The organism is Kitasatospora sp. NPDC015121 (assembly GCF_055562955.1).
Window position 1 is genome coordinate 40639 of the sequence record NZ_JBVHEH010000037.1, and the last position, 19979, is coordinate 60617.

28 protein-coding genes are annotated in these 19979 nt (G+C 62.7%); 10 read left to right on the plus strand and 18 right to left on the minus strand.

The genetic code is table 11. The features are described from left to right. Positions 1–7: 7 nt before the first annotated feature. Positions 8–1792, minus strand: coding sequence for a relaxase/mobilization nuclease domain-containing protein (locus tag ACZ3J7_RS35800; protein WP_311052715.1), 1785 nt, complete (start codon positions 1790–1792; stop codon positions 8–10). Then, on the minus strand, positions 1789–2187 hold the full coding sequence (locus tag ACZ3J7_RS35805; protein ID WP_311052714.1) for a plasmid mobilization protein: 399 nt from the start codon (positions 2185–2187) through the stop codon (positions 1789–1791). Before ACZ3J7_RS35805 ends, ACZ3J7_RS35800 begins: the two co-directional genes overlap by 4 nt. Positions 2188–2776: 589 nt before the next feature. Between ACZ3J7_RS35805 and ACZ3J7_RS35810 the strand changes: the two genes are divergently transcribed. The 3 genes from ACZ3J7_RS35810 (at position 2777) to ACZ3J7_RS35820 (ending at position 4257) form a co-directional block, all read left to right on the plus strand. After that, positions 2777–3124, plus strand: a complete 348-nt coding sequence (locus ACZ3J7_RS35810; protein ID WP_219468657.1) for a hypothetical protein — start codon at positions 2777–2779, stop codon at positions 3122–3124. A 152-nt stretch (positions 3125–3276) separates the two neighbouring features. Further along, on the plus strand, positions 3277–3999 hold the full coding sequence (locus ACZ3J7_RS35815; RefSeq protein WP_353799029.1) for a CPBP family intramembrane glutamic endopeptidase: 723 nt from the start codon (positions 3277–3279) through the stop codon (positions 3997–3999). Between the two features lie 63 nt (positions 4000–4062). Continuing rightward, positions 4063–4257, plus strand: a complete 195-nt coding sequence (locus ACZ3J7_RS35820) for a hypothetical protein (protein ID WP_219468651.1) — start codon at positions 4063–4065, stop codon at positions 4255–4257. 137 nt (positions 4258–4394) lie between these two features. Here ACZ3J7_RS35820 and ACZ3J7_RS35825 read toward each other — a convergent pair whose 3' ends face one another. The 4 genes from ACZ3J7_RS35825 to ACZ3J7_RS35840 form a co-directional block, all read right to left on the minus strand. Further along, positions 4395–5696 carry a DUF4192 family protein gene (locus tag ACZ3J7_RS35825; RefSeq protein WP_219468648.1) on the minus strand — a complete coding sequence of 434 codons (1302 nt, stop codon included), beginning with the start codon at positions 5694–5696 and terminating at the stop codon, positions 4395–4397. Positions 5697–5735: 39 nt separating this feature from the next. Beyond that, positions 5736–6050, minus strand: coding sequence for a hypothetical protein (locus ACZ3J7_RS35830; protein ID WP_243621718.1), 315 nt, complete (start codon positions 6048–6050; stop codon positions 5736–5738). After that, positions 6047–6385 (minus strand): hypothetical protein, encoded by a 339-nt coding sequence (locus ACZ3J7_RS35835; RefSeq protein ID WP_311052709.1) that lies wholly within the window; start codon positions 6383–6385, stop codon positions 6047–6049. The genes ACZ3J7_RS35830 and ACZ3J7_RS35835 overlap by 4 nt, the downstream gene beginning before the upstream one ends. 87 nt (positions 6386–6472) lie before the next feature. Further along, positions 6473–7375, minus strand: coding sequence for an ArdC-like ssDNA-binding domain-containing protein (locus ACZ3J7_RS35840; protein ID WP_311052708.1), 903 nt, complete (start codon positions 7373–7375; stop codon positions 6473–6475). 890 nt (positions 7376–8265) lie between these two features. On the opposite strand from ACZ3J7_RS35840, the gene ACZ3J7_RS35845 reads away from it, so the two are divergent. Both ACZ3J7_RS35845 and ACZ3J7_RS35850 read left to right on the plus strand, forming a co-directional pair. Then, positions 8266–8544: a hypothetical protein gene (locus ACZ3J7_RS35845; protein WP_243621720.1), complete on the plus strand. Its 279-nt coding sequence runs from the start codon at positions 8266–8268 to the stop codon at positions 8542–8544. A gap of 203 nt (positions 8545–8747) precedes the next feature. Next, a complete protein-coding gene (locus ACZ3J7_RS35850; protein ID WP_351645575.1) occupies positions 8748–9122 on the plus strand; it encodes a hypothetical protein in 375 nt (124 codons plus the stop codon). Between the two features lie 52 nt (positions 9123–9174). Here the strand turns inward: ACZ3J7_RS35850 and ACZ3J7_RS35855 are convergent, their stop codons facing one another. Next, complete coding sequence (locus tag ACZ3J7_RS35855; protein ID WP_311052707.1) at positions 9175–9702, minus strand: hypothetical protein; 528 nt, start codon at positions 9700–9702, stop codon at positions 9175–9177. A gap of 156 nt (positions 9703–9858) precedes the next feature. Here ACZ3J7_RS35855 and ACZ3J7_RS35860 point away from each other — a divergent pair, with 156 nt between their 5' ends. Genes ACZ3J7_RS35860 through ACZ3J7_RS35870 form a run of 3 tightly spaced genes read left to right on the plus strand, consistent with a single transcriptional unit; the run spans position 9859 to position 13273 of the window. After that, entirely contained in the window at positions 9859–10965 is a 1107-nt protein-coding gene (locus ACZ3J7_RS35860) for a tyrosine-type recombinase/integrase (protein ID WP_311052705.1), read from the plus strand. Then, a complete protein-coding gene (locus ACZ3J7_RS35865) occupies positions 10962–11294 on the plus strand; it encodes a helix-turn-helix domain-containing protein (RefSeq protein ID WP_311052704.1) in 333 nt (110 codons plus the stop codon). The genes ACZ3J7_RS35860 and ACZ3J7_RS35865 overlap by 4 nt, the downstream gene beginning before the upstream one ends. Then, a complete protein-coding gene (locus tag ACZ3J7_RS35870) occupies positions 11291–13273 on the plus strand; it encodes a hypothetical protein (RefSeq protein ID WP_311052702.1) in 1983 nt (660 codons plus the stop codon). Before ACZ3J7_RS35865 ends, ACZ3J7_RS35870 begins: the two co-directional genes overlap by 4 nt. On the opposite strand, the gene ACZ3J7_RS35875 is transcribed toward ACZ3J7_RS35870, so the two are convergent. The 8 genes from ACZ3J7_RS35875 to ACZ3J7_RS35910 form a co-directional block, all read right to left on the minus strand. After that, on the minus strand, positions 13241–13672 hold the full coding sequence (locus ACZ3J7_RS35875; protein ID WP_311052699.1) for a Fic/DOC family protein: 432 nt from the start codon (positions 13670–13672) through the stop codon (positions 13241–13243). The genes ACZ3J7_RS35870 and ACZ3J7_RS35875 overlap by 33 nt on opposite strands. Further along, positions 13669–13890: an antitoxin VbhA family protein gene (locus ACZ3J7_RS35880; RefSeq protein ID WP_219468632.1), complete on the minus strand. Its 222-nt coding sequence runs from the start codon at positions 13888–13890 to the stop codon at positions 13669–13671. The genes ACZ3J7_RS35875 and ACZ3J7_RS35880 overlap by 4 nt, the downstream gene beginning before the upstream one ends. Before the next feature lie 197 nt (positions 13891–14087). After that, a complete protein-coding gene (locus ACZ3J7_RS35885) occupies positions 14088–14306 on the minus strand; it encodes a hypothetical protein (RefSeq protein WP_219468629.1) in 219 nt (72 codons plus the stop codon). A 67-nt stretch (positions 14307–14373) separates the two neighbouring features. Next, complete coding sequence (locus tag ACZ3J7_RS35890) at positions 14374–14541, minus strand: hypothetical protein (protein ID WP_219468625.1); 168 nt, start codon at positions 14539–14541, stop codon at positions 14374–14376. Continuing rightward, positions 14538–14876, minus strand: coding sequence for a hypothetical protein (locus ACZ3J7_RS35895; protein WP_219468622.1), 339 nt, complete (start codon positions 14874–14876; stop codon positions 14538–14540). The genes ACZ3J7_RS35890 and ACZ3J7_RS35895 overlap by 4 nt, the downstream gene beginning before the upstream one ends. After that, positions 14873–15067, minus strand: coding sequence for a hypothetical protein (locus ACZ3J7_RS35900; protein WP_311052694.1), 195 nt, complete (start codon positions 15065–15067; stop codon positions 14873–14875). Before ACZ3J7_RS35900 ends, ACZ3J7_RS35895 begins: the two co-directional genes overlap by 4 nt. After that, positions 15064–15639 carry a DnaB-like helicase N-terminal domain-containing protein gene (locus ACZ3J7_RS35905; protein WP_353799030.1) on the minus strand — a complete coding sequence of 192 codons (576 nt, stop codon included), beginning with the start codon at positions 15637–15639 and terminating at the stop codon, positions 15064–15066. The genes ACZ3J7_RS35900 and ACZ3J7_RS35905 overlap by 4 nt, the downstream gene beginning before the upstream one ends. Before the next feature lie 5 nt (positions 15640–15644). Beyond that, positions 15645–15965 carry a hypothetical protein gene (locus ACZ3J7_RS35910; RefSeq protein ID WP_219468614.1) on the minus strand — a complete coding sequence of 107 codons (321 nt, stop codon included), beginning with the start codon at positions 15963–15965 and terminating at the stop codon, positions 15645–15647. A gap of 203 nt (positions 15966–16168) precedes the next feature. On the opposite strand from ACZ3J7_RS35910, the gene ACZ3J7_RS35915 reads away from it, so the two are divergent. Further along, complete coding sequence (locus ACZ3J7_RS35915) at positions 16169–17371, plus strand: IS110 family RNA-guided transposase (RefSeq protein WP_065353057.1); 1203 nt, start codon at positions 16169–16171, stop codon at positions 17369–17371. 40 nt (positions 17372–17411) lie between these two features. Here the strand turns inward: ACZ3J7_RS35915 and nrdH are convergent, their stop codons facing one another. Continuing rightward, positions 17412–17642, minus strand: a complete 231-nt coding sequence (nrdH, locus tag ACZ3J7_RS35920; protein WP_311052691.1) for a glutaredoxin-like protein NrdH — start codon at positions 17640–17642, stop codon at positions 17412–17414. Positions 17643–18254: 612 nt separating this feature from the next. Between nrdH and ACZ3J7_RS35925 the strand changes: the two genes are divergently transcribed. After that, entirely contained in the window at positions 18255–19178 is a 924-nt protein-coding gene (locus tag ACZ3J7_RS35925) for a DUF2971 domain-containing protein (protein ID WP_352392316.1), read from the plus strand. Between the two features lie 72 nt (positions 19179–19250). Here ACZ3J7_RS35925 and ACZ3J7_RS35930 read toward each other — a convergent pair whose 3' ends face one another. After that, a complete protein-coding gene (locus ACZ3J7_RS35930) occupies positions 19251–19541 on the minus strand; it encodes a type II toxin-antitoxin system RelE family toxin (RefSeq protein WP_054828169.1) in 291 nt (96 codons plus the stop codon). After that, positions 19538–19813, minus strand: a complete 276-nt coding sequence (locus tag ACZ3J7_RS35935; protein ID WP_054828168.1) for a type II toxin-antitoxin system Phd/YefM family antitoxin — start codon at positions 19811–19813, stop codon at positions 19538–19540. The genes ACZ3J7_RS35930 and ACZ3J7_RS35935 overlap by 4 nt, the downstream gene beginning before the upstream one ends. Between the last annotated feature and the right edge of the window lie 166 nt (positions 19814–19979).

Sequence of the window (19979 nt, forward strand, 5' to 3'; positions counted from 1 at the left end):
TGTCTGGTTACACGTCTCGTCCGGTGTCCCGGCGTTGGTTGGGTTGTGCGGCGGTGCGCGGTTTGGGTTCGAGCTTCGGGGGGAGCGGTGACGGGCGGACTGCTTCGGTCGGGCTGCTCGGGTACGACAGGCGCAAGGACTTCTGGGCGGCGTCGATCTCGGCTTGCTCTTCGGCGGTGTAGGTCCGTTCGACGGACTCGGGTGCCGTCGTCGGTGTCGTGGTGGTGACCTCGTGGGCGGGTTCGTCGCGTTCGATGACCGCGACGGAACCAATCTCGGCAGATCGTTGTGCGGCGGCGTTCAGTCGTCGGTGTACCGATTCGAGTTGCACTCGGCTGACGGTCTCGAGTTGGGCAGCATAGGCAGCGGCTCCGGCCGCGCGCGATGATGCAGCGATCGCTTCGGTCGCCTTCATCAGTTGCCGCAGCAGCAATGCGTAGCCGGCGGCCGCGTCGAGTCCCGGCTTGCACTGCATGACGATCATCGCCGCGCCGCCCGCGGAGACGATGCCGGCCTTCTTCGGGGCGTGTTGGTGTGCGGGGATTTGCGCGGACCGTGCGAGTTGGACGGACGCTCTCGCGAGCGGTCCTGGTGTGGCTTCGACTTGGGAGGACCACGCGGCGAAGACACCTGCGGTTCGGCCGGCGGCGCGTGCCCATTGTGCTCGGTCGGTGACCGGAAGGCTGGTGAGGTATTTGTTCCACTGCTCGATGTCTTGCGCGGCGCGTGCCAACAGTTCGGGATCGGCGACGACGGTCTCGCGTCCCTTGCGCACTGCGGGCTTCTCTCGCCGTGCTGCGCGCCATTCTGCGACGGCTTCACCGGAGCTGGTGGGTGTGTCTTCCCATTCCTTTCGGAGGCGGGGGAGTGTGAGGTCCTTACCGAGGTGTCCGCCGCCGTAGAAGATGGGCTTGGCATCGGTTCCGGTGGCATCGCGGTCGGGTCTGACGGCGACCTTGTAGCCGACTACGACGTCATCTCGGCCGGAGGCGAAGCGAGGCCGGACGATCAATCCTTGCCCGCGAAGTCGACGTACGAATTCCGCTTCGGACTTCGACGATGTTGCGCAGGCGCGCACGCGGCGTGCGAGGAGATCGCGGTCGAGTTCGGTCTGCCCGTTGCGTACTGCGCGCGCATTTTCAGCTCGGTGGTAGCCGCGTTCGCCGGTCTTGCTCTGGCGGGATTCGATGACAGCGAGGCCGTGTTCGCGTTCGATGCGTGCGGCCGCGTCGCTTGCTCGTTTCCAGTCACGGTAGAGGTTGACCTTGGTGCCGTCTTCGCGCACGGCGGATGCGGCGATGTGGATGTGGTCGTTGCCTTTCGCGGACACTCCGTGTCGGACGGCGACCCATCTGGAGGGGCTGCGGCCGGAGTTTTCGGTGAAACCCATTTCGTCCATGAACTCGGTGGCGATCTTGTTCCACTGCTGGTCCGTCAGCTCGCCTTCGTCGGCCTTGAGCGAGAGTGAGCAGTGCCAGACATTGCCGTCGCGATACGGGTCGATCGGATCGCGGACCTTCTTGCCGTGACTGTCGCGGACGTCCTGGCCGGCATCGTCGCGCAGGTAGTTCGGGATCTTGATTTCGGTGCCGAACACTTTGCGGGGCTGGTCGATCTGCTTGCCGATCGCGAGAGCGTCGACACCGCTGAGTTCGTTGTCGTCGTGCCACGCCATGATCGCGTAGTCACCGGCAACAAGATGGGGGTCAGTGTGCTCGTTGCTCTTGCCCGGACCGGCGAGGTACGACATCAGGCCGGTGACTTTGGCGCCGCGGGAAATCTTGACGATCACGGCGCGGACATCTCGTCGAGCGTGCCGTGAATTCGGTCCGCCAGCCGACGCACACTGACCAATGCGCCGTTCAGTTCGGCGGGGACCTCACCGGTCGCATTGGTAGCTTTCGCCATCTGGTTGATGTTGATCGAAATCGCCGACAGCAACCGAAACGCGGAGAACAACTCCGCGGCAAGATCGCGCCGATCGGTGGCAGTTTCCCCGGAGTCGGAAAGAGCGGACTCGACCATCAACCGCGCCACAGTGATGCGCGCTTCCTGCGCACGGCGCAGCAACTCGGACTCCTCCTCGGGAGTCACCTTCACCACGTGCCGGGCAGCTCGACCGCCCGGCACATTCTCCCGGCGTTCACGACGGAACCGGCGGGGTCGACTGACCTCGTCTTCACTCATGTCCGTCGTGCCCCCCTTCGGCCCAGCGCAGCGCCCCCACCACGTGGGGCTACACGCCAGTGTCTCAGGTCCAGAGCGCAGCGGCAAGACCTGACCCAACTTAGGGCACCTAAGTTACTATCTTGCTCTGCCGGGGCTCAGATTTCGGGGTCACTTCCGTTCTGAGTCTCGTCCCCGAAATCTCAAAAGCGCCAGGACGAGCCTGCGAGTTCCTCTGGTCTCGAATTCGTCCCCATTTGGGGGCTGGTCCCGATTGTGGGTGCCTGAGACGCAGCGGAGCGGAGAGGGAAATCTCGGGCATCCATATGAGGATCGGAGCAGTCCCGACCTGTGGTCGAATCTCGGAGAAAATGAAGATGCGCCGCGCGGAGCGCGTCGATACGCATTTCGGGTGGTTGATGTTGCCCACAGGCGGGCACCGGCGTTCTCGGCATTGGGCACACACCAGATTCCTCCGCTCCGCGTCTGGTGTGCACACAACGCCGCCCCGGACACCCACCCGTGGACAACGGGTCGAGTCTCCGCGAGTTGCGCTTAGCGCACGTTCAGTGGTGCACGGGCGGGCCTGATTTCTCCTACGATGTAGCGCATGAACACGACACCGAACACACCAGATTTCGACGCACTCGATGCAGCTATCAAGGCGGAAGCCGAAGAGAAGATGAAGATCATCCGTGTGGTGGCGACCGCACACAAGGAACTGCTCGATACGCGCGAGGAGTTCGCCCGCAAGGACGCCGCGAATACCGGGAAACTCGATGCGGCCTTGACCGAAGCGCTGCGCGTCGGATTCACCGAAGCCTCGATTAAGCAGTGGCGTGTCACTGGTGACCGTAAGACTGCCGGAAGGCGGTCGAGCACGAAGAGGGTTTCGTCGAAGAAGTCTGCCGATTCGGCGGTCGCGGCACCGGCAGTCAGCCCGAAGAGCAACGAGTGACAGGCGGACTGCCGAGAGTCGCCGAAGATGAGGTTGGCTCTCGCAGTTCGATGCCCCCGCGGCCGTCGCGCCGTATGGCGCTACATCTCTGGCAGGAGCGAGTACTTCCCGGGCGTGTCTTCGATCGCTGTTTTATTGGTGTCGCGCTCGGCGTGACGATTGCGCTGTCCGCTACCGCTGTCGCCAATCCGAAGATCGACATCATGATCCTGCTGCCCCTGTGCGGCGTCGTATTCACTGTTCTCGTCTGGGAGTCGCGAAAGTCTGGATCCCGACGACCGAAGTTTGATCGTGGTGAATGGTCTCGAACAGGCCGCTGGATGTGGGTCGGGGTTCGGAGATCTCTGAAGTGGCTCGGGTTCGTGGTTCCCCGACCGTCTTCGCGCTCTCCAGTGTGGGTGCGAGTAGCTGTGTGGGGTGTGCTCGTCCCTTCGCTTCTCGGTTTGGGCTTGTTTCTGATGTGGTTCGCGATCGGGTCCCTCGATCCTGAGCTGTTCACTGTGACCGATCCCGAACAGATTGCGGCGAGACAGCAGCGACGTGATCAGTACCTGCGAGGAGGAATCCTCACAGCACTGGCTACAGCGTTCATCGGTGCGGCACTCGCGGAGGAAGTCATATTCCGGTCAGTCGTGTTGGCGGTGCAGCGTGCGCGACCCCGGAACTGGGTCCTCCTGACAGGGATCTCTCTGCTGACCGTGGTGGCTTTTGCGCTCGTTCATTCAGACTTCGGTACCGGCAACGTCGTCAACGCTGGTGTGAACGCAATAGCGTTTACGGCCATCGCGCTCTACACGCGCTCGTTATGGCCGGCGATCGCAACGCACGGCGTCTACAACGCGATCATCATGGTCGGGAACTATCTGACGATGTGACTACTGCCCGATCTTCACGTGGAGTTTGATGTACGACCGAAAACGAATCGAAAGGATCTGAGTATGGCTGAGGAGCACACCATCAGTACCCGCTCTGCATTGGAGTCGACGCTGTATCAGGCAACGAAGCATCTGCGTGTGATCACTGCTGCGGATCTCGCGGCCGTCGTCGACGGTCACACCGTTGAATCTGAATCGGCAGTGCCGATCGACATTGCGTTTCCACCACCGGGGAACACGGAGCATTTGTTCAACTGACATCCGGTGCGCCGCGCTGCAATGGTGGCGTACCGAGATACTGGCGCAGCGCTTGTTCGGGCTCGATGCCCGAACAAGCGCCACCGCATACGGGAGCGGCCCCGACTTCTTCGCGAAGTCGGGGCCGCTGCCGTTTTTCAGCTGTCGAGGTTGTCGACGCCGACGCCGAAGGATCGCGCTGCCTCCGCGCTGATCGCGTGCAGCTGCGTGGTGACTGCGGCGGGCGAGACCGCGTGCTCGAGTGCAAAGTCGAGCAAGTTACGCAGCGGGGTGTCGTGCTCGCCGTTGCCTTCGATCACTGCGGCTTGCGCAGCCTCCAGCGCGATACCGGTACTGGGTCCGTCGCCGCTGATGTATGAGCAGTACGCCGCGACGGTGAGAATCTGAATTCGAGCGTTGCCGCGTACCTGGCGGGCGATGGTCGCGAACGCATGGGCGGCTGCGTGCTCGTTTCCGTTGGCGGTGAACAGCAGGGCATCACGTGCGGTGGGGCTGATCGTGGCGCACAGTCCGACACGGCCGGCCAGCTCGGCGTCCGGGTTGCCGCGTGTGCGGATGAGTGTCACGAGTTCGGTGACGGTGTGGCGAACGAAGTCCGGTCCCTGTGCGTGCAGCGCTGCGTGTGCGGGTGCGGTGTCCGCTTCGACGGTGACGGCGTAGCGGGCGGCGATGTCCTCGCGTGAGGCTGCGGTGCTGCGGCCCTCTTCGACGGCGTTGTGAATGCTCAACGTTGAGGCGTTCGGGTCTTCGGTGAGTCCGGTCGCGTACGTGTCGAGGTCGGTCCACAACGCTCCGGCTTCGAGCGCGGTGACGTGCAGGGCGAGCATGTCGTGGATTCCGGCGTCACGGAATCCCTGGCGCAGGATCGCGATCTGGTCGAGCGCGATGACTGCGGCGGCGTCTTCGGCGACGGCAACGCAGATCGTGGCGGTGGTCTCGGCGCGTGCGGCGGCTTGGAGGTACGGTGCGGGATCGAATTCGGCACCCTCGCCGGTGGCGGCGTCGGTGCGCGTGACAAGGGCAATCTGTTTGGTGGTTCGGCCGTCGACGATTTCGTCTTTGAGCATGATCACGATGACCGATGCGGTCGGGATGAATCCGAGCATGGTGGGGATGGAGGCGAGTACCTCGGTGGCGGTGTTCAAACGGATGCGCTGCATGTCGTTCCCCTCGCTGATGAAAGTGACCGGGCCGGGTGCCCCGCCAATTTTTTTCGCCTGCTGGCAAAGGAGAATCGCGTCGGCATGAGGGGGCCGGAGTGCCACCCCTGGGCCGAGAAAATTTCGGCGGGAGCTTGCGAGTGACGAAAATTTCTCGGAGCCATCGGCCGGCGCTTGCGCCGCCAGGGGTTGCGCGCAGGTCACCGCCGACGAGAATCGGAAGGCCAGAAGGAGAACAAAAAGATGTTCTTCATCAGGACGTAGCGCAGCGGAGTTCATTTCGGGGGACGCCGAAGGTGGCCGGCCGCCGGGCAGGCGTCACCTTTGCGCCGGCCGCGCGCAGTCGCAGCACTCCCACTGACCACCGACGCGGGTACAGGTGCGGCGTTGCTCGCACAGCCAGCATCGTTGATTGCGTCGGGTCAACTGCTGCGGTCCGGTCGCGGCGGGCCGTGGGGGTTCGGTGGTCTCGGCGCGCTCTCGCTCGGATACGGGCCTGATCATGTCGCCGAAGATGCGACGGCACTGCGAGCAGATTTCTCCGTCCTCGGCCACGATGTTCGAGCATCCCGCGAGAACGCATCCGGTGAACATCTGCGGATCCACCATCGCCTCTGCCTTCGGGGCGCTCACCACCGGAACCGGATTCCGTGCGGTGCGGCGGCGCGCTCGACTCGGCCGTAAACCCGATTCACGCGTGAGGGTGCGATCTGTCCGGCGTCGTAGGCGCGGCGGGTCGCGACGGCGAGCAGGGCGACGGCTTCGCGGGCGCTCACTTCGTGCGCGAGGGTGAGCCACCCGATTTCGGCTTGCATCCCTACCGCGCTCGTGGCGGCGGTGATCTTTGCGGTCAGTGTCTCGAGGATCTCGGCGGCCGTCATTCCTGAGGGTGTGATCGCGGGGTACGCGGCGTCGATGGTGTTGCTGTACATCGTGTCGGCGCGCAGCTCGTCGGTGGTGGTGCTCATGTCGTTGCCCTTTCGTAGACTTTCGGGTGCGACACCGGGCGGCCTCTTACCGCCCGGTGTCGCACTGCGTTTGCGGGGTGCTGCCGTCTATGCGGCTGCGGTGTCCTCGGCGTCGTCGGCGCGGGGTTCGAGTGCCTCGGCGAGGGTGTGGACGGTCGCCAGGACTGCGCGGGCTGTGTCGGTGATGACCTCGAGGTCTCCGTTTCCCCATCCGGCGATGTAGCCGATGCTGTAATCGGTGGTATCCAGTCCGAGTAATCCGGCCAGGACGTAGGCGACGGATTCGGCTTCCACTTCGGCGCGGCCTCGGTGCAGCTCGGCGGGGTCGATGTCTCCGCTGGCGTGCATGAGCGCGTGAGCGGCTTCGTGAATCATCGTTTTCGCGGCTTGTGCGTCGCTGATCGTGTCGTCGACGATGATGCGGCGTGATCCGTCGAGGCTGGTGCGGCCGTTCGATTCTCCGGCGATGTGCTCGCGGGTGACGGTCCATCCCTGTTCCGTCATCACCTGTGCGATGCGGGTGTAGATGGCGGCCGGGTCTTCGCCTTGCAGTCGGGTGGTGATGGTCTCGGCTGCTGCTGCGGGGTGCCCTTCGATCGGATCGGTCTGGGCGATGTCGAACACGGACAGGATCGGGAACCGTGCTGCTCGGCGAGTGGTTTCCTCGCCGGTCTCGGTGTCGGTTTCGGTGATCTTCTTGGTCGAGTAGCCGAAAATCTTGATCGACTTTTCGCCCTTGCGGACCTGGCGTCCGAGTTCCTGCCACTTGCGGAATCCGGCGACCTGGCTCGCGTCCGGCGCCTGCGAGAAAATCAACATCACGTTGTTGAAGCTGTACGCGTGGAACGCTGCTGCGGCGGTCAGGTAGGCGGCCCATGCATCGGTGTCGGTGAGCTGGGCAACCTTCGCGGTGATGCTCTCGTGCAGTGCGGCGGCCTGCTCGCGGCGCGCTGCGCTCTTGTCCGCCGTGGTCTTCGCCTGTGCGCTCATAACTGGAACCTCCGCTGATCCGGTGGCGTCCCCCTGCTCGGTGGCCGCCAATTTTTTTGCCCTGCTGGCAAAGGAGAATCGCGTCGGCATGAGGGGGCCGGAGTGCCACCCCTGGGCCGGGAAAATTTCTCTGCGAGCGTGCGAGTGCGGGTTGAGAAAATTTCTCGGAGCCCTCGGGCCGGCATCGCCGCCAGGGGTTGCGCGCAGGTCACCGCCGACGAGAATCGGAAGGCCAGAAGGACAAACAAATCAACGCTTTTCGCTGGTGCGGAGCGCAGCGGAGCTCAATTCGGAGGACACCGAAGGTGGCCGGCCGCTGGGCAGGCGCCAACACACCGCCGCAACGGGCCTGGCGTTCGCACCTCCCACTCGGTGCGCTGGCGGGGTGATTGTGCGGGAGCGACGGAGGCCGGCCACGTGTGGTGTCGCGGTAGCTCTGCTCTCGCGGTGAGTTCCCTGAAGAGGAACGGCCTATTTAAACTCGCTCGTATTCTAAGAGGGGATATCTTTTAGCCCTTGTTAGTAAATACGCCACGATGCACCCAGCTTGGAGTGCCGGAGCATTATTATCGTGTCTGTACGGGCAGCTGAGAGCCAATTCTTGCCGGGTGTATCAATTCAGTCTCGCGACTCCGGGAAGCTCGCAGATTGTCGGTGTGACCTGGTACGATTGCTCTACCTTCTCGAAAAATCGGGAAGGCCAGCAATCCCAGAAAGAACGGAAGTGCACCAGAAGTGTGTGGAAATTCTGATTCAAAGGGGACATATGTGAATTGATACGAAAGGACACTCACATGAATAGAAGTAATGAGTTACATGAGGAAAACGGATCTAGTCGAGAGAATGCATCTGGACAAAGGACTCGATCTCGTTGGTGGTCGGATGAGTCTTTGGCAACGCAGGTGTGGCGCGGCGATCGGTCCATGCAGGTGATCGGCAAGGCAGCGGATGCCGTTTGGGGTCTGATCAGCGTGGTTTTCCTGCTGATTCGCGTCGTAGGCTGGCTGGGGTATGAGGTTCCTTTTGGGGATCCCGCTGCGCTTGAATTTGTGAAGTCGGCAGTTTGGATCCCTGGATTCAAAGGTTTGGTGCGTCGGGTGTTGATTGTGGCGTTGGCGTTGCCGCTGATTCTGGTGGGCTGGTTGGTTCGATGGGTACGAAGAGCGTGAAGGCGCTGTTCGTAGGCCCTTAATCGCAAATGGAGATGAGGATGGTCCGACCCTGAGTCGGGCCATTTCTCTGTCCGGGGTTGTCCGTCGGGGGTCGAGGCTTGGTCGCGTTTCGGCTGGTCGGACGTGCGTTTCGGATCTTCGTCGGCGGCGCTTGGTGGTTGAACGCTGCTAATTTGGGCGTGTCCACAGGTTGAAGCGAGGTGGGGGAAAAGTTGATGGATAGTTGGAGTCCGGATTTTCGGCCGCGGAAGTGGGAGCGAGAAAAGGAGCAGTTCGCGGCATGGATGGCCGGCGCGGACGTTCGTGGGCTGTGGAAACGTCGCCGTTTCGGAATCTGGCGCGAGGAGCAGTTTTCGGCGCGGATACGCGTTGCTCGCGACGCTGAGCAGAAGCGTCAAGCGGAGCTGATGGCGAATCCCAGTGCTGAGCTTGTTGAGGCATATCGGGAGTTGCAGGCTGCGGAGGCGGCGTCCGGTGCGAGGATCGGTTGCGCGCGGGGCGGCGATATGACTGACCCGAAAACGGTTCGGGCTCTTGCTCGGCTGTTGAGTGATCCCGCCGAAAAGTTTCAGTAGGAGCAATTCACGGGCCGCATTTGTGCTGGTCAATCCGCTTTTGTTTGGAGTTTCAGTCGCGGCCGAGGTCGTGGGCGCGTTTCGGTGTCTGGGTCCGCGAGGTTTCCGGCTCGGTCGTCCCTGATTCCCGTGAACCCGTCGGTGGCTGTGACGGGTAGTCGAGTAGTCGGCTGCGCATGAGGTCGCTGAGTTCGTTGGGGTTGTACGGTTCGCGGTTTCCGCTGCGTAGATGCTCGATCATCGCTTTGTGGTGCTCGGCCACCTCGAGGTGGATGACGTTGCCTTGGGTGCTGGCGAGGGTGGGTGGTTCGGTGTTGTTGCGGTGTACGCCGACCGCGAGGACGTCGCGAAGTGGTGTGTGGGTTGCTTCCATGGCGACGTAGCGGGCTGCTTGTACTGCGGAGGCGTGGACTTTTTGCCAGTCGATGGTCCAGCCGGAGGATTTGAGGAGTTCGTCGAAGAAGACTCGTTGTGTGCGGGAGTTGCCGTCTCGGAATGGGTGCAGGACGAACTGCGAATTTTTCGATCCGATGCAACACAGCACGGAAGGCCTGCTCAGGCGAGTATAGCCGGTTTCCAACAGGTTCCAGTGTAGTTTCCGAGGCCAGCGAGACCCGCAGACGAGACCGGATTGGGGACCGATTGCAGCTCTGGACGGGCGCAGAACGGCCATTTTCGGCAATCGAAGAACGAACGAACCTCGACAAACTGATGCATCTAATGCAATTATATTGCAGTGGACACCGAGGATGAGGTTTTGAGCCTGCGGCCACGGGGCGTCGCACTGCTGAACGAGCCAGCTGCGGTGTTCGGGGCGATGCTTGACGGTTTCGCGCGACAGCAGACGAGCCGGGGGCTGGCATCCCAGACCATCCTGGTCCGGCGGTGGCAGGTGGAGCGGTTTGCGCGGTTCACCGATACGTATCCGTGGCAATGGCTACCGGGCGACGTGGAGGACTTCACCACGAGCCTGTTCAGTGGCCGTCGCCCCTTGGCGCGGTCGACGGTGCGGAGCTATCACCTGACGATCCGCGCCTTCTTGAATTTCGTGACCGATCAGCGTTACGACTGGGTCGCGGAGTGCCGGTCACGGTTCGGGTCGGTGCCGACACAGGTGTGTTTCGAGTGGAACACGGTCGCGCACACCGCCGACTTCGAGGGCCGCCCAGGGCGTCGGCCGCTGGACTACGGCGAGTTGGAAGCATTGTTCGCGGCCGCGGACAGCCGTGTGGACGAGTTGGTGCGGCAGGGACGCAAAGGCGCGTTGGCGGCGTTGCGGGATGCCCAGCTGCTCAAGACGACCTATGCGTGGGGTCTGCGGCGTCGCGAGGTACTGGGCTTGGACCTGGCGGATCTGCGCTCGAACGCGAAAGCGCCGCAATGGGGCAGCTTCGCGCTGGTGCATGTTCGGCACGGAAAATCGTCCAAAGGCAGTATCCCCAAACGTCGCTCGGTGTTGTCGCTGCCGGAGTTCGAGTGGGCGATCGAGGGCCTGCGAGTCTATGTCGAGCAGGTCCGGGAGCGGTTCCGTCCCGGCACGAACCCGGGGTTGTGGCCGACCGAACGCGGTACCCGAGTCGGGGACCGGTATCTGGACACACGGTTCGCGCAGCTGCGGGAGGTGGCCGGCCTGGCCCCGGAGCTGACGCTGCACAGCCTGCGACACTCGTATGTGACGCACCTGATCGAGTTCGGATATGCCGAACAATTCGTGCAGAGCCAGGTCGGGCACGCCTACGCCTCCACGACCGCGATCTACACCTCCGTCACCGACGACTACCGCAACCGCGTCCTGACGGCCGCGATCGACAAGTTCTACTTCGCTCAGGAGAACCCGACATGACGACGAAGACGATCACCTGGCGGCTGCGGACCCTCATGGCAGAGCGCGGCATGTTCAAGACCACCGACCTGATCGAACCGCTCAAGGCAGAGGGCGTGCCCCTGTCCCGGGAGCAGGTGTTCCGCCTGGTGACCCAGACCCCGCAACGACTGAACGTGGAGGTCCTCGCCGCCCTGTGCACGATCCTGGGCTGCACCCCCAACGATCTGCTCGTCCTCGAACAGACAGATCAGCGTCCCGTCGAGGACACCGGCACCGGCGGCCCGATCGACAGGATCGGCGATCTGCGGCCAGTCCCCGCCCGGATCCACCGGCCGAAACACTCGTGACGATTCGACGGGGAACCCCGCAGCCGGACGGCGAGTTCGGTGTCCGGGTCGCCGAGGCCCTGGCCAGCAAAGGGGTGCACGCGCCGGAGCCGATGGTGGTCGCGGCAGCTGAGCGCATCATCCCTGCGCCCCGACGCAACGGGACGCTTCGGCTCCTGACCTGCGACACGTTCACCCCGTCCCGGATCCCCGCGGACGCACCGACAGTGGTGCAACAGTTGCTGGCGCACCTCGCTCACCGCGGTGCGACCGGCATCGGCTTACCGATCTGCCCCAGTTGCCGCACCGCCAAGGTCGTCAAGGCACGGGACGAGCAGGGCCGACGGATCTGCTTCCGATGCACTCAACTGCCCGCCTACGCAGAATGTCCGTGCTGTCTGCGGAGAAAGAAGCTCATCGCCACCGGACCTGATGGGCGGTCGGTCTGCCAACGCTGCGGCCCCGAGGGCGTCCCGACCTTCGAGTGCACCGCCTGCGGAAAGAACGTGACCGTCGCCAGCCACGTCGACGGCCGGTGGCACTGTCTGAACTGCTACCCCACACCCACCCGGCGGTGCGTGTCCTGCGGCAAGGACAAGAAGATCGCCGTAGTGATCATGTCCGGGCCACACTGCTTCGCCTGCCACAACCGTGTGCTGCGCAACCCCGCCTCATGTCCTGGCTGCGACCAAGTACGTATCCTCGCGTTCCTCGACGACACCGCTGAGGCGGTCTGCGCGGTCTGCGCGGGCCAGCCGGCCCGTTACGCCTGCCGCCGCTGCGGCGGCGAGGAGCACTACTACGGCAGGCTCTGCGGCCGCTGCACCCTCGAGGACCGCTGCACCGAACTGCTGGCCGGCCCGGACGGGACGTTGAGTGAGCCGATGCGCGCCCTACGCGACCATCTGCTTGCACGACCCCGGCCGGCGCAGATCATCAAATGGCTCCGCCACGGCCCGCACATCGACCTTCTGGGTGAGATCGCCTCCGGGCGAACACCGTTGATCGCCGTGTCCTTCGTCCAGACACACGGCGGGAAAGGCCTTGACTACCTCCACGCCCTGTTGGTCGACGCCGGAGCGATTCCCCGCGATCGGGCAAACACCGATCTCCTCGAAGCCTGGACGGCCCGCACCATCGGCGACGCTCCCGCCGGGCACCGCCGGGTGCTGACAACCTATACCCGGTGGGTTTTGCTACGCCGCGCCCAACAAGGCTGCGGCACAGGCGATATCACTCCCGGCGCGGCTAACCATGTCAAGGCCGCAACCCGCGGACTGATCGCCTTTCTCACCTGGCTCGACGAGCACGACACTCCTCTCGACGCTGTCACGCAAGGACGGGTCGAGCAGTTCCTTGCGGTCCGATCCGCGCAACGCTGGCTGCCTCAGTTCCTCGGCTGGGCGCAGGAGCGTGGTGTCGCGCCACGGCTGGAGGTTCCCGCCCTCGTACCAGGACTGCCTAACATCACCGCGTCCGAACGCGATCACGAACAGACCATCGCCACGCTCGTCCGTGATGACACCATCCCCGTCGATGTCCGCCTTCCCTGCCTGCTCATCGCCGTCTACGGCTTCACCGCGGCCAGAATTCTCACGCTGCAACACGCACACCTCCACGACACCGGCGATGCCGTCGACCTGCACGTCGGTGACCGGCCGCTGCGGCTTCCCGAACCGCTGACGGATCTAGCTCGAACCCAACTCGCCCGGCACCCCGACGCGGGGCCGCAGGACTGGCTGTTCCCAGGGCGGCAACCCGGCCGACCGAGACATCCGCTCTATCTCACCGGTCAGTTGCGCATGCTCGGCACAAGTATCTCTGCGCTGCAAAAGACCGCTCGCTTCCGCCTCGCCGGAGCCGTCCCCGCCAAAGTGCTGGCCGACATGCTCGACTTCAATGTCACGATGTTCGAGACCTATGCGCGTCTCGCCGGCGCCAATCGCGGCGACTACCCCGCGCTTCGCTCACATCAGAGTGAACAGTTCCCTATCGAATAATCCACTTCCACCGGTAGTGGTTTCACCCCAGTGGTAAGCGAGTCGGTCGACGGCGCGGTCTTTCGGGAGTCCTTGGGGGAAGTTGTCTTTGGCGATTCCGCGGAAGATGAATGCGGCTTGGTTTTCGATGTGTTCGGGTCGGCAGTGTGGGAGGTTCATGCCGACTGCGCCGGTGTCGCGGGTGCGGAGGGTGCCGGCCCAGTCGTAGACGTCTTGCAGGATGAATTGGTGGATCTTTTTGAGGTGGTCGAAGTCGAAATTGCCTGGTATGGGCTGTGTTTCGAGTTGCAGGATTCGCTGGTAGGCGGCTGCGCGTTCGACTACTGCGAGTTTCGCGGGGTCGGTGATGCCGTATTTGTTTTTGAGGACGCCTGGGGCGATCTCGTAGGGGTCGTTCACTCGGGCTGTGCTGCCTCGTATTCGGCGAGTGCTGCGGCGACTGCGAGTTCAACGGCTTTGTCGCCGGTGATTTCTCCGCGTAGTTGCCGGCGGCCGATTTCGACGTCGGTGGCGCTGGGTTCCATGCCGGCCATGCGGTGTCCGGCTGTGGCGGCGGCGATGGCTCGGTCGATCTGGGCTTCGGTCATGTGCGACTGTGCGTTGCGTGCAGTGGTCACCGGTGCTCCTTCGTCGACTCGGGCGAGTGTGGTGGTGCGCAGGGGAGCTGCGCACCGTTGTCTATTCTACCTGATCATTGCCTGTTTCCTGCGGTCAACAACGGTTGTGGAGCGGTGCCTGAACAGGGTGTTTCGGTTTTGTGCGGCGGCCTTGTCGGTGCGCTCCTCGAGGGGGGCGTCTGCGAGGGGTTGCACTGCTAGCTTTGCCCGCTGTACCGGCGCCATACGTAGGGGGTGGCGGCGACGAGAACCAGCAACAGCGTGACCAGGGCGAGGATCATGCCGAATTGCCACGGCTTCATTGCGTCGGGAAAGAACAGCCAGCCGATCAGTGTTCCGAGTACGAATCCGGCTACTGCTGACGCGGCTCCTGCTTTTGCGACTGGGGCAACGATGGTGGCGATCTCGTTGTTCATGGCGTTCCTTTCTGTCGTTTCCGGCGATTGTGCCTGGTAGGTCCGACACGGACCTACGGACGGGTGTTCAGAACAGAGTGTTTTGGGTTTGTGCTGCGGCGTTGTCGGTGCGTTTCTCGTAGGCGGTTGCGAGGGTTTGTGCGGCGGTGGGGCTGCATCCCATTTCGGTGCCGATGTCGTCCCAGCTGGCTCCGTGGTGGTGCAGTTGCCAGGCGTCGTGTTCGTCGTCGCTCATGATGGCGTTAACCCTGTCTCCGGCGGCCGCTGGTCGAAACTTGCTGGCGGAGGGGTGAGATCTCGCGTCCATCCGCGATCGCTGAGCACGTTGTCTATGCGGGTGATGTTGGCGAGTTGTGAGCCTCGCAGTGTGACACGAAGTCGGTACGAAGGTTGACGCCAGAAAGTGATCGAGTGGCACATCGGGCCGAGTGCGTTGACCGCTGACGGATAGTCATTGATCCAGTGCTGGCGTTCGGCCAGACTCACCCGCCGTCCTGGTTCCGCTTTCCGGCGTTCAAACCAGAGAACGGCCTCGTCGGGCATCAGGTCCTTACCGTTCGCTTCGGTCATGTTCGATTCTCCTTGGCGTCTAAAGGTTTCCGGAGGCTGGCGGCTTTGGCGAAGCTGTAAACGGAGGCGGTGAGGGCGATGATTCCGGCGGTGATCACGTGTTTGGTGCCGATCGTGAAGTCCAGGGCCGCGACGGCGAGCGCGAGGACTCCGAAGATGCTGTGTTTCACCACACCTGGCTTGTTGGTCATGCTCGGCCTTCGCGGATGGCTTCGAGGCGTTGGGAGGCTGCGCGGCGTTCACGGCCGATGCCGAGCAGGTGTTCGAACAGTTGGTCTTCGGGGAGCTCTTCGGCGGCTTGGGCGAGGGATCGTGCTGCTTCGCGGAATCCGCGGCGGTATGCCTGGGTGAGGACTGCGGCGATGTTGTGCTCGAGTTCAGCGGACGGGACGCCGATGGTGGTGATGTCGGTGAGTGCTTTGGTGAGTTGTTTCCCGAGGTGCCCGCTGGTGCGGCCTTCCTGCTGCAAGGTGGTGAAGACATGGGCACTGTTGTGAGGTTTGCCGGCCAGAGCGAGTTCGGAGATGGCGGTGAACAGTGCCGCGTTCACGGGTCGGTAGAAGTCTGCGCTGGTCAGAGCTGCGACGGCACGCTTCGCACTCTCGGCCGGCGCCCAGAGCAGCGAGCACAGGAGCTGAGCTTCGACGTCGAGAGCGGTGCTGTACTCGTCGATCTCGTCGCTTTCGCTGGTGAGGTCGTCGAAGTCGGGGACGGTGGCCAGTGAGAGTGTCACGTCGGGGTCCTTGCTGTCGCCGGTGGGCATAGGAGTCAGGGTCGCGGTGAGGTGAGTTGCCGGTGACTGCGCAGGATCTCGGTGGCCGCGCGGAGGTTGCGGGCAGCCTCGGCGAGATGAGTTGCGATGTCCTGGTCATGGGCGGCAACGTCTTCGGCGGTGTCCGCGTCAGGGGCGGTGTAGAGGGTGTGCAGCTCTTCGCGTGCATCACTGATTCCGGCGAGGGAATCGTCGAGGGCGGCGAGCATGGTGCGGAGTTTGCGGTCGACGGATTCGCTGTCGCAGCGGAGCTCGGCGTCGAGTGCGCGGTCGACGAAGTCTGCATCGGGAGTGAAGGTGAATGCTGCTGCGGTCATGGTGTCCTCCGTAAGTTGTTGGATGGTCCGGAAGTGCTGGGTGTGGCTGATGGTGTCCTGCCTTATGTGGCTCGAAACGAGTGGCCGCCCAGCGCTTCGGGACGCCCTGGCTGCTGATTGAAAAATGTGCTTCGAGTGCTGTTTACGGAGATGACGGTGGGGTGTTCCTCGGGCCTGACATGAGTAGGCGACATGGAGGAGCGATGAGAGAAACTCACACCCACGCATGGGTTGGAATCGACGCCGGCAAGGGCCATCATTGGGCGGCAGTGGTCGACGAAGCAGGGTTGATCGTGTGGTCGCACAAGATCATCAACGACGAGACCGCGATATTGCACGCGCTGAGCGAAATTCTGGCCTTGGCCGACGAACTCCATTGGGCGGTAGATATTTCCGGTACCTCCTCGACGTTGTTGCTTGCTCTTCTCGCCGCGCACGGACAGAATGCGGTTTACGTCCCTGGTCGCACCGTCAACAGGATGTCCGGCGCGTATCGAGGGGAGGCGAAAACCGATGCCCGCGATGCCTATGTGATCGCGGAAACTGCTCGACACCGACGCGATCTGTCTGTGTTGATTCCACCGGCCCAGCTGGCCGCGGAACTCGCGCTTTTGACCTCGCATCGGACCGATCTCGTCGCTGACCGAGTCCGGCTGATCAACCGTCTGCGTGACACTCTCACCGGTGTCTTTCCTGCGCTCGAGCGGGCTTTCGACTTCGGGCGTCACAAGGGCGCGTTGGTGTTGTTGACCGGTTTCCAGACGCCGCGCGCCATTCGGCGACGCGGACGCGTTCGTTTGAGCTTGTGGCTCGGTAAACGTGGGGTACGCGGGGCGGACGGTGTCGCCGAGATTGCGTGGGAAGCGGCGTCCGCGCAGAATGTGGTCCTGCCTGGTGAGGCTGTTGCGGCGCAGTTGGTGGCCGATATCGCCGACAGAGTCCTCGCAGTGGACGTCCAGCTTGCTCGTCTCGACGCGCAGATCGGTGAGACCTTCCGCCGCCATCCACAGGCTGCGGTCATCGAATCCATGCCCGGTATCGGTCCGATCCTCGGCGCGGAATTCGTTGTCGCTGCCGGTGATATGTCGGCGTACTCCGATGCCGGTCACCTCGCCTCGGCAGCGGGGTTGGTTCCGGTCCCCCGCGATTCCGGCCGCCGAACCGGCAACATGCACCGACCCAAACGCTACAGCCGGCGACTGCGGCGCGTCTTCTACCTCTCCGCTCAAACCTCCATCATCAAAGATGGACCGAACCGCGAGTTCTACCTCAAGAAACGAAGTGAAGGAATGAGACACGTTCAAGCGGTGATCGCCTTGGCCCGTCGACGAGTGAGCGTGATCTGGGCATTGTTGCGCGACAACCGACTGTTCGTCGTTGATGCACCCGCCGTCCGAACTGCTTGATTTCCTCATTGAAACTCGTTTCGCTGGTGAAAGTGTGTGGTCAGGCGGCCGGGGTGAGCTTGGAGATTTCGTCGGGACGGAATCCGCTCCAGTGGTTTTCTCCTGCGACGACGACGGGGGCTTGCAGGTATCCGAGACTCATGACGTAATCGCGGGCCTGTGCGTCTTCGGTGATGTCGATGACGTCGTATTCGATTCCTGCTTTGTCGAGAGCGCGGTACGTGGCATTGCATTGCACACATGCGGGCTTGGTATATACGGTGATCGCCATTGTCACTCCCCCTCGTCGGTGATTCTTTATTGATTTCATTCTATCGAACATTGCAATATAAACCAATACTTTCGCGGGTATTTCTTCGATTAGCTTCCGCTTTAGTTAATGACATCTTCAATCATTTTTCGCATTCTTTCTCTAATACCAAACCGTGATGTACGCAGCTACTTGCATGCGTTCTACCTGTACTTTCTCCCCTCTCCCCGGTATGTGCCGATATTCTGGTCTCGGCGGGAGCGGGTCAAGGTGAGCGTAGGAAAAAATATCTTAGCGCCTTTGTTCGAGCGTGCGAGTGGCGCGTGTGGATATTATTTCTGGAGCGGCCTTGATGCGCGAGCGTCGGGATAGAAGAATGTTTACACCGGGGCGGGTAGGTTCTTGTCCTTGCGCTTTTGTCGTGGTTCGTGGCCGGCGGCCGGGGTGCTTTCTTGCGTGTCTGTGGTGGTGTCCGTATTCCGCCCTTCCGGTCCGCCGGTGGCTCTTTACCGCCGGCCAGAGGCGGAAGGTGCGGGGCGGAAGGGCGGACGGATCCCCAACCCTTTCGGGCCGGGGATCGCCGCTTCATCGGGTTAGTCGATCGCGACCTCGTCGAATAGGCGGAAGAGCAACATGAGCAACGACGACAACTTGTATCACTACACTTCCGCGGCAGGACTCCTCGGCATCGTTGATCGAATCAGCCAAGCGAGCTTCCCGAACGTGTACGCGACTACCAATCACCCCTTGTATGCCGAGTACACCTACGATCGAACGCTGCGATTCCAGGCGTCTGATGTTCGGTTCATGAACGACCACGCAGAGCTGAAGACTGCCGGCAAAGTGTTCGCGCAGAAGATCACGGATGCCGCCGGTGACTCTGGCGGCGACCACCCGTTGTTACCAGACCCCGCGCAAGTGTTTGCCGCCTCGTTTACCACCGAGCCAGATGATCTCAGTCAATGGCGCGGTTACGCCGGTGGTACAGGCGGATTCGCGATCGGCATACCCAGGGAAGTTCTCGAGAATCACACCTTCCCAATGTTCAACTGGCCCGAGCCAGAAAATCCAAGACTCGACTCAGTGATCAGTTTCCCGGCGGACGTGGATGTCGTCGAAGTGAGCTACGAGTCGGCCGCTATCGAACGCGACGCCGACGAGTTCATCAGCCGCTACGCGAACAAACCCGCGCTCGGCCCCCACGACCTCGCTTTCGCACGCTTCGAGATGGCGAAGCACCTCGCCCGGCACAAAGATGACTCGTTCAAGGCCGAACAGGAGTTTCGTGTCATGACCCACACAGCGCCACCGACGACCAGCACTAACCCTCTGTTCGGCGAACTCCGCCTCAGCGGTTACGGTCTCTCGCCCTTCACCGCGTTCGCGATCAACCTCGGCACCCATTGGCGTCCGGCGGCAGAGACAACAATCGCGAGACTGATTGTCGGCCCAGGGCCATACCAAGATGTTCAGGTCATCGCGGCGCGTCAACTACTTAGCGTCAACGGCCATGACCCTGGTGTGGTGGAACCTTCGGGCATCACATTTCGAGGTTGATCGAGTCTGTGTCGACTGCGCTACCGCGGCACCAGCTGTATCTCAATGTCTCTCGCACGTATGGCTTTACCCCTAGGTGCGATAGGCGTGGGCACGGTGGTCGATTCTGACGATGACGATGGTGTGGTTGGGGTCGTCGATGTGGAGCAGGATTCGGTAGTCGCCGCGGCGGGCGCTGTGGAGACCGTCGAGGTCGTCGCGTAGCGGTTTGCTGAGCCGGTGAGGGTTCTCGGCGAGGGGTCCGGAGATGAATTCGATGACGGCGTGGACGATCCGGGATGGGAGACGTTGAAGGTCGCGGCGAGCTGGGGATGCGACTTCGACCCGGTACGGGTCGGACGAGTCTGTGGGAGCGTCGCTCATTTCGGCGGCAGGCCGTGTTCCGCGCGCAGGTCGTCGATGGAGGCAGTGTGGCCGGCAGCGTACTCGGCGTCGGCGGTAGCGACGTCGTCGCGGACACCGGCACGTGAGAGCCAGTAGATCGTCTCGTGCAGCGATTCGAGGTCGTCGGCAGACATCAGCACCGCGGCGGGTTTGCCGTGCTTGGTGATCGTGATGATGTCGTGCGTGGTTTCGGCGCTATCGACCAGCGCGGAGAGCTTGTCCTTGGCTTCACCCAGTGGCACTGTCGTCATGCCGTCCAGTCTAGCCGCCAGACTGGCCCGACGATAGCCATACTTTTAGCCGATAATAGTAATTATGTAAGGTAAACGATGCCGAGTTGTAGATTGTGCGAACTCGACCCCTCCCCGAACTGCCCCTCGCCCGTAGTGCCCGACTGGCCTCGTGACCTGCGCGTGA

Bases quoted from the DNA above. Each gene is read 5' to 3' on its own strand.
- ACZ3J7_RS35805 (WP_311052714.1), bottom strand. From the start codon at position 2,187: ATGAGTGAAGACGAGGTCAGTCGACCCCGCCGGTTCCGTCGTGAACGC.
- ACZ3J7_RS35810 (WP_219468657.1), top strand. From the start codon at position 2,777: ATGAACACGACACCGAACACACCAGATTTCGACGCACTCGATGCAGCT.
- ACZ3J7_RS35820 (WP_219468651.1), top strand. From the start codon at position 4,063: ATGGCTGAGGAGCACACCATCAGTACCCGCTCTGCATTGGAGTCGACG.
- ACZ3J7_RS35825 (WP_219468648.1), bottom strand. From the start codon at position 5,696: ATGAACTCCGCTGCGCTACGTCCTGATGAAGAACATCTTTTTGTTCTC.
- ACZ3J7_RS35835 (WP_311052709.1), bottom strand. From the start codon at position 6,385: ATGAGCACCACCACCGACGAGCTGCGCGCCGACACGATGTACAGCAAC.
- ACZ3J7_RS35840 (WP_311052708.1), bottom strand. From the start codon at position 7,375: ATGAGCGCACAGGCGAAGACCACGGCGGACAAGAGCGCAGCGCGCCGC.
- ACZ3J7_RS35865 (WP_311052704.1), top strand. From the start codon at position 10,962: ATGACGACGAAGACGATCACCTGGCGGCTGCGGACCCTCATGGCAGAG.
- ACZ3J7_RS35885 (WP_219468629.1), bottom strand. From the start codon at position 14,306: ATGAACAACGAGATCGCCACCATCGTTGCCCCAGTCGCAAAAGCAGGA.
- ACZ3J7_RS35890 (WP_219468625.1), bottom strand. From the start codon at position 14,541: ATGAGCGACGACGAACACGACGCCTGGCAACTGCACCACCACGGAGCC.
- ACZ3J7_RS35895 (WP_219468622.1), bottom strand. From the start codon at position 14,876: ATGACCGAAGCGAACGGTAAGGACCTGATGCCCGACGAGGCCGTTCTC.
- ACZ3J7_RS35900 (WP_311052694.1), bottom strand. From the start codon at position 15,067: ATGACCAACAAGCCAGGTGTGGTGAAACACAGCATCTTCGGAGTCCTC.
- ACZ3J7_RS35905 (WP_353799030.1), bottom strand. From the start codon at position 15,639: ATGCCCACCGGCGACAGCAAGGACCCCGACGTGACACTCTCACTGGCC.
- ACZ3J7_RS35910 (WP_219468614.1), bottom strand. From the start codon at position 15,965: ATGACCGCAGCAGCATTCACCTTCACTCCCGATGCAGACTTCGTCGAC.
- ACZ3J7_RS35915 (WP_065353057.1), top strand. From the start codon at position 16,169: ATGAGAGAAACTCACACCCACGCATGGGTTGGAATCGACGCCGGCAAG.
- nrdH (WP_311052691.1), bottom strand. From the start codon at position 17,642: ATGGCGATCACCGTATATACCAAGCCCGCATGTGTGCAATGCAATGCC.
- ACZ3J7_RS35925 (WP_352392316.1), top strand. From the start codon at position 18,255: ATGAGCAACGACGACAACTTGTATCACTACACTTCCGCGGCAGGACTC.
- ACZ3J7_RS35930 (WP_054828169.1), bottom strand. From the start codon at position 19,541: ATGAGCGACGCTCCCACAGACTCGTCCGACCCGTACCGGGTCGAAGTC.
- ACZ3J7_RS35935 (WP_054828168.1), bottom strand. From the start codon at position 19,813: ATGACGACAGTGCCACTGGGTGAAGCCAAGGACAAGCTCTCCGCGCTG.